Origin of the sequence: Sphaerisporangium aureirubrum (assembly GCF_042658925.1) — a bacterium.
Taxonomy (GTDB): Bacteria; Actinomycetota; Actinomycetes; order Streptosporangiales; family Streptosporangiaceae; genus Sphaerisporangium; species Sphaerisporangium aureirubrum.
Genome location: NZ_JBHSRF010000158.1, coordinates 1 through 7,095 on the forward strand (window position 1 = coordinate 1; position 7,095 = coordinate 7,095).

4 protein-coding genes are annotated in these 7,095 nt (G+C 67.8%); 2 read left to right on the forward strand and 2 right to left on the reverse strand.

What is annotated here, in order from left to right; all coding sequences use genetic code 11:
- Positions 1 to 358 precede the first annotated feature (358 nt).
- Entirely contained in the window at positions 359 to 1,378 is a 1,020-nt protein-coding gene (locus tag ACFP1K_RS40725) for a LacI family DNA-binding transcriptional regulator (RefSeq protein ID WP_380763896.1), read from the reverse strand.
- 225 nt (positions 1,379 to 1,603) lie between these two features.
- Positions 1,604 to 3,034 (reverse strand): endo-1,4-beta-xylanase, encoded by a 1,431-nt coding sequence (locus ACFP1K_RS40730; RefSeq protein ID WP_380763892.1) that lies wholly within the window; start codon positions 3,032 to 3,034, stop codon positions 1,604 to 1,606.
- Positions 3,035 to 3,813: 779 nt separating this feature from the next.
- Here ACFP1K_RS40730 and ACFP1K_RS40735 point away from each other — a divergent pair.
- Positions 3,814 to 5,931, forward strand: a complete 2,118-nt coding sequence (locus ACFP1K_RS40735) for a family 43 glycosylhydrolase (protein WP_380763894.1) — start codon at positions 3,814 to 3,816, stop codon at positions 5,929 to 5,931.
- Between the two features lie 107 nt (positions 5,932 to 6,038).
- The coding region (locus tag ACFP1K_RS40740) for a non-reducing end alpha-L-arabinofuranosidase family hydrolase (RefSeq protein WP_380763898.1) at positions 6,039 to 7,095 on the forward strand (1,057 nt) is incomplete at its 3' end.

A 7,095-nucleotide genomic window follows, 5' to 3' on the forward strand; every position in this document is an offset into this window, starting at 1 on the left:
CACCCGCTCTCCGCACCAACCTGCGAGAAACCCATCGTGATCGCACCACTGTCCCCGGCCTTGGCACCGGTGTCACCACCGCCACCACCGCCGCCGCCACAGGCGGCCAGCGTCGCGGCGAGCGCGCCCGCGAGGACGGCGATGGATATTTTTTTCAGCATGGTCAGGAGTGTCCTTTCATTCGCCTCAGCAACCCGGGGCGAGGCCCCTATCGTTGCCTTTGGCTGAACTGTGAGCGCTAACACCAGAAGCGGTCAAGCGGATTTTCATTACAGGGATGTCACAGGCGCCCACTCGGCCGTCGCGGTCAAAACGTATTGAAATCGATGCTTGACTTCACTGCCCTCGGCGATAGTATTCAGCGCACCGGAGCCGCCGTGCTGTCGCGCAGCACGAGTTCCGGCTCCACCAGACGCCTGGAATCGGTGGAGCGGCCACCCATGCGGTGCAGCAGCAGGTGAAACGACTGCTTTCCGACCTCCCAGAAGTCCTGCCGCACGGTGGTGAGGGGAGGCCATATGTACGCGGCCTCGGGAATGTCGTCGAAACCTATGACGCTCACGTCCTCGGGGACCTTTCTCCCCTCCTCGCCGAGCGCCCTGAGCAAGCCGAGGGCCATCGAGTCGTTCGCGGCGAAGACCGCCGTCACGGAGGGGTCGCGCGCGAGCCGCCTGCCGTGCTCGTAGCCGGAATGGGCGCTCCAGTCGCCGATCAGCGGCTCGGGTGCCTCACGCCCCGCCGCGCCGAGCGCCTCCCGCCAGCCGGCGACGCGCTCGTTCGCGTCGATCCACGTCGGGGGACCGGCGATGTGCCAGACGGTCTTGTGTCCCAAGCTCAGCAGATGCCGGGTCGCCCGGGCCGCGCCCGCCCGCTGGTCGATCGCGGACACCGGGACGGCGCCTCTCAGCCCGCCGCCCACGTCGACCAACGGGAAGTCGTCCGGGACGCCGCGGGGCCCGCCGTCGACCCCCTCCAGCGGGGCGATGACGATGACTCCGTCCACGATCTGCTGGCGCAGATAGTCCACGCTCTCGGCGACCGATTCACTGGTGACGGAGCCGAGGCTGTGGATACTGACCAGAAAACCGTTGGCCCGGGCCGCGGTCTCGATCGCGTAAAGGGTCGACCGGGGTCCGTAGAGCGTGGAATCCACCCCTACCACGCCGAGGACGCCCGACCTGCCCGTGGCCAGGACCCTGGCGGCCGGGTTGGGACGGTAGCCGAGTTCACGAACCGCCATCATCACCTTCGCACGCGTTTCAGGACTGACCTTTCCAGGATGATTGAGCACACGGGAGACGGTCATGGACGATACCCCCGCGAGGGCTGCGACATCGCTCATGACCGTTCGGGATCGTCCTGAATGGTTGCGAGCCATGGCCGTCAGTGTTTGCGCTAACTCATAATTCGTCAAGCTGTACAAATGATTTCCAGATTGGGGTAATACACTCATCCCCGAGAATCGATTTAATTGGTGATCCGCGCGGAGACGCGGGCGCTGCCGGCCCCTCCGGACCGGCCGGCCGGGGGGCTTTCGTGTGGCGGTGAGGTGCCCGGATCCGGCCGGATGTCGGGGTCCGGCCGGATCCGGGCGCTCGTGGGCTCAGGGGCTGGTACAGGTGAGGGCAGGGGTGGCGGCGGTGCCGTTGGCGGTGAAGCCGAAGGTGGTGGACGCGCCCGCGGCGAGCGATCCGTTGTAGGAGGCGTTGCGGACCGTCACCGCGGAGCCGGACACGGTGTGCTCGCCGTTCCACAGGCTGCTGACGGTCTGGCCACCGGGCCAGGTCCATCGCACGGTCCAGCCGCTGACGGCCGAGCTTCCCGCCTGGACCGTCACCGTCGACTGGAACCCGCCCGACCAGCTGGTGGTGGTGGCGATCGTCGCCGCGCACGCACCCGGAGCCGGAGTGGGCGTACGCGTCGGCGTCGGGGTGGGGGTCGGCGTGGGAGTCGGCGTGGGGGTGGGGGTGGGGGTGGGGTTCGGCGTGGCGCCGTTGAGGACGTTCAGGACCGCGTCGTAGGCCTGCTTCTTGTTGTAGTTGCCGTCGAACAGCAGCGGTGTGTCACCGCTGCGCCACGAGTACTTGTCCGTGACACCCCAGACGGTGATGCCGGTGCAGCGGGGGACGGCCACGCAGGCCTGGGCGACGCGGCGGTAGGAGTCGGCCTGGCCGGAGCCGGAGCCGCCGATGTCGAGCTCGGTGATCTGCACGTCGACGCCGAGGGCGGCGAACTGGGCGATGTTCGCCTGGTAGTTGCTCGGCACTCCCCCGAAGTGCGACTGCAGGCCGACGCAGTCGATCGGCACGCCGCGCGCCTTGAAGTCGCGGACCATGTTGTAGACGCCGCGGGTCTTGTTGGCGTTGGCGTCGTCGATGTTGTAGTCGTTGTAACACAGCTTGGCGGCGGGGTCGGCGGCCCGCGCGGCGCGGAAGGCCTCCTCGATGAAGCCGTTGCCGAGCCGCTGCTGGAAGATCGAGCTGCGCAGCGTGCCGACCGAGCCGCCGTCGGCGAACGCCTCGTTGACCACGTCCCAGGTGTGGATCTTGCCCTTGAAGTGGTTGGCCACGCCGTTGATATGGTTGATCATCGCGGTGCGCAGGTCGTTCCCTTGCAGGTTCTGCACCCAGCCGGGGGTCTGGGCGTGCCACACCATCGTGTGCCCGCGGACCTTCTGGCCGTTGCTCTGTGCGTTACTGACGAGACGGTCGGCCGAGCCGAAGCTGAACGAGCCACGGGAGGGCTCGGTGGCGTCCCACTTCATCTCGTTCTCGGCGGTGACCGAGTTGAACTCCCTGTTCAGCGTCGTCAGGTACGCCGACTCGCCGAGCCGCGAGACCGCGACCGCCGCGCCGAAATAGCGGCCGCTCTGGGCGGCCGCCGCGCCGAGCGTACTGGCGGCGGCGCCGGCCGGGGCCGGGACCGCCAGTACCGTGACCGCGCCGAGCACGCCGAGGGCGCCGGCTACCAGCGCTCGCCGGGAACCGGCGGACGGCCGCCGGGCTCCGGGCGGAGGAAGGGCGTTCTCGCCCATGCGTGAGCCTCCACTGCTGAGTGAACGAAAGGGGATATGGCGACGCGCGCCGATCAGGCGGCGTGACCATGACAAGACATGCGACCAGAGACGTCGCCGGATGCGGCCCCCGCCGCTCACCACCGACCCCGGCGGGAGGAGGCCGTCTGGGGACTCAGTGTGGAAATCTCCATGAAATGTGTCAAGGCCCGTCCTCGAAAGTTTCGCCGGAGTCCGTGAGGCGGCGGGCGGCGGGCCGCCGCGGCGGGAAGCCTGGTCACGGCGATTTCGCGCATCTGGCCGCGTCACCCCAGAAGATCATTCACACACATGAACGTTTCATCACCCGCCGCACATAGACGGTGTTATCGGACCCTCGTTCCAGCAGATGGGCGCCCTCGGCGGGCCCGGGGCACTCCGGCGGACGCCGGAGGAAACCTTGACGGGAAGTCGCCGGATCGTATTGGCTCCGCGCACCACCACCTCCGCCGGAGGGAAGGAGCTCTTTCGTAAAAATTAATTGTTAGCGCTAACAGACAGCCGGCACCCGCCATCAGCCCTCCGGGGCCGACCGGACCCGGCAGGCGCGCGACCTCGGGTGACACCACGCCGCGATCCCTCCTCACCAGGCGAGGCCGATCATCCGAGTTCGATGTCGACCTTTCGCCAGGAGGTTCACACGTCCCGCCGACTCACACCCGCTCGACGAGAGGGCAGAACGAAACTTCGATTGTGAGCGCTCACGCTGGGCCGAACAGGGCCGGCGTCGCGCCGGACCATCTACCCCATGGAGGAATCCAGTGCGCCCCACCCGACATCGGCGCCGGCTCGCGGCCGTGATCGCCGTGGCGCTGAGTGTTCTCGGCGTCGTGGCCGCGGCTCCCGCGCAGGCCGCCCCCGGTTGCCGGGTCACGTACACGGTGACCAACCAATGGCAGGGCGGGTTCGGTGCGAGCGTGAACGTGGACAACCTCGGTGACCCGGTCAGCGGCTGGCGGCTGACGTGGTCGTTCACCGCCGGGCAGACCATCACCCAGCTGTGGAACGGATCGGTCACCCAGTCCGGCGCGCAGGTCACCGTCACCAACGCCGCCTACAACGGAGACATCTCCACCGGCGGCGGCGTCTCGTTCGGCTTCAACGGCGCCTGGAACGGCAGCAATCCGGTACCGGCGAGCTTCGCCCTCAACGGCACCACCTGCACCGGCACCGTCACCCCCACGCCGACCCCGACCCCCAGCGTCACGCCGAGCACCACCCCCACACCGACCCCGAGCGCCACTCCCACCCCCACACCGACCCCGAGCGCCACTCCCACGCCGACGCCGACCCCGAGCGCCACTCCCACGCCGACGCCGACCCCGAGCGCCACTCCGACGCCGACGCCGACGCCGACGACCGGCCCGTGGCCGCCGTCGTCGCAGTTCTCCAATCCGGTGCTGTGGCAGGACCTGGCCGACATCGACATCTTCCGGGTGGACGACACCTTCTACTACTCGGCCTCGACCATGCACTACTCGCCCGGGGCACCCGTCCTGCGGTCCTACGACCTGGTCAACTGGGAGTACGCCGGCCACTCGGTCCCCAAGCTGGACTTCGGCACCAAGTACGACATGAACGGCGCCCGCGGCTACGTACGCGGGATCTGGGCGTCGTTCCTGAACTACCGCAAGAGCAACCGGACGTTCTACTGGGGCGGCTGCGTCGACTTCAACAAGACCTACATCTACACCGCCACCTCCGTCGAAGGTCCCTGGAGCAGGCACACCACCCTCGACTACTGCTACTACGACGCCGGGCTGCTCGTCGACGACAACGACAAGATGTACGTCGCCTACGGAAACACCACCATCAGCGTGGCCGAGCTCTCCGCCGACGGACGCACCCAGGTCCGCTCCCAGCAGGTGTTCAGCACCCCCTCCAACATCGGCACCCTCGAAGGCTCACGCTTCTACAAGATCAACGGCAACTACTACATCTTCCTCACCCGCCCCGCCAACGGCCAGTACATCCTGAAGTCCACCAGCGGCCCCTTCGGCCCGTACACGCTGCGCCAGGTCCTGCTCGACCTGCCCGGCCCCATCAGCGGCGGCGGCGTCCCCCACCAGGGCGGGCTGGTGCAGACCCAGAACGGCGCCTGGTACTACATGGGCTTCGTGGACGCCTACCCCGGCGGCCGCGTCCCCGCCCTGGCCCCGGTCACCTGGACCTCCGACGGCTGGCCGACCCTGCAGACCGTCAACGGCAGATGGGGCGCCACCTACCCCTATCCGAACGTGCCGCGTCCTCCGCGCCAGGTGAAATCACCCCTGGGCGTCGACACCTTCGCCGGCACGCAACTCGGCCCGGAGTGGGAGTGGAACCACAACCCCGACACCGGCAGGTATTCGGTCGACAACGGGCTGCGCCTGCAGACCGCCACGGTGACCAACGACCTGTACTCCGCCAGGAACACCCTGACGCACCGGATCCACGGGCCCGCGTCCACCGCGACCATCGAGCTCGACTACTCCGGCATGCAGGACGGCGACCGGGCCGGGCTCGCGCTGCTGCGCGACTCCTCCGCCTGGATCGGGGTGAAACGTGACGGCTCCGCGAACCGGCTGGTGATGGTCAACAACCTCACCATGGACAGCAACTGGAACACGACGGCGACCGGAACGGAAGTGGCCGGCACCGGTATCTCCGGCGGCCGGATCTGGCTGCGCGTGAGCGCCGACATCCGTCCCGGCACCGGCAGGCAGGGCCGCTTCTCCTACAGCACCGACGGCGTCAACTTCACCTCCTTCGGGTCCGCGTTCACGATGGGCAACGCCTGGCAGTTCTTCATGGGCTACCGGTACGCCGTCTTCAACTACGCCACCAGATCACTCGGAGGCGCAGTCAACGTTCGTCAGTTCTCCATGACCGCTCCCTAGTCCCCCATCGAAGGAGAAACGGAATGGCAGCCATCGGCAAGGTCCCACGACGACATGGGTGGCGGTCCCTTGTCGCCGCCCTCGTGACGGCGGTGCTGGCCGGGTCCATGCTCACGCTCGGCACGGCCCCCGCGTCGGCGGCGACCGTCGACACCAGTGCGTGGTACGTGCTGGTGAACCGCAACAGCGGCAAAGCCCTGGACGTGTACAACCTGGCCACCAACGACGGCGCCCGCATCACCCAGTGGGCCCGTAACGACGGCTCCCAGCAGCAGTGGCAGTTCGTCGACTCGGGCGGCGGCTACTACCGCGTGAAGTCCAGGCTTTCGAACAAGGTGCTGGACGTCTACAACTTCTCCACCGCCGACGGCGGCGCCGTCGTGCAGTGGGCCGACGGCAACGGCGTCAACCAGCAGTGGCGTCTCGCCGACTCCTCCGACGGTTACGTCCGGCTGATCAACCGCAACAGCAACAAAGCCCTCGAAGTACAGGGCGCCTCCACCGCCGACGGCGCCAACGTCGTCCAGTACAGCGACTGGGGCGGCAACAACCAGCAGTGGCAGTTCGTGAAACTGGGCGGCGGCACCACGCCGACCCCGACCCCGACCGTGACGCCGACACCGACGCCGACCGGTTCGTGCCCCCTTCCGTCGACGTACCGCTGGACGTCGACCGGCGCACTGGCGCAACCGAAATCGGGATGGGTCTCGCTCAAGGACTTCACCGTCGCCCCCTACAACGGCCAGCACCTGGTCTACGCGACGACGCACAACACCGGAACAAGCTGGGGCTCGATGAACTTCAGCCTGTTCAGCAACTGGTCTCAAATGGCCTCGGCCAGCCAGAACACGATGTCGTCCTCCACCGTCGCGCCGACGCTGTTCTACTTCGCCCCGAGGAGCATCTGGGTGCTCGCCTACCAGTGGGGCGGGACCGCGTTCTCCTACCGGACCTCCACCGACCCCACCAACCCCAACGGCTGGTCGGCGCAGCAGACCCTCTTCACCGGCAGCATCTCCGGCTCCCAAACAGGGCCGATCGACCAGACCCTCATCGGTGACAGCTCCAACATGTACCTGTTCTTCGCCGGCGACAACGGCAGGATCTACCGGGCCAGCATGCCCATCGGGAACTTCCCGGGCAACTTCGGCTCGACGTCCACGG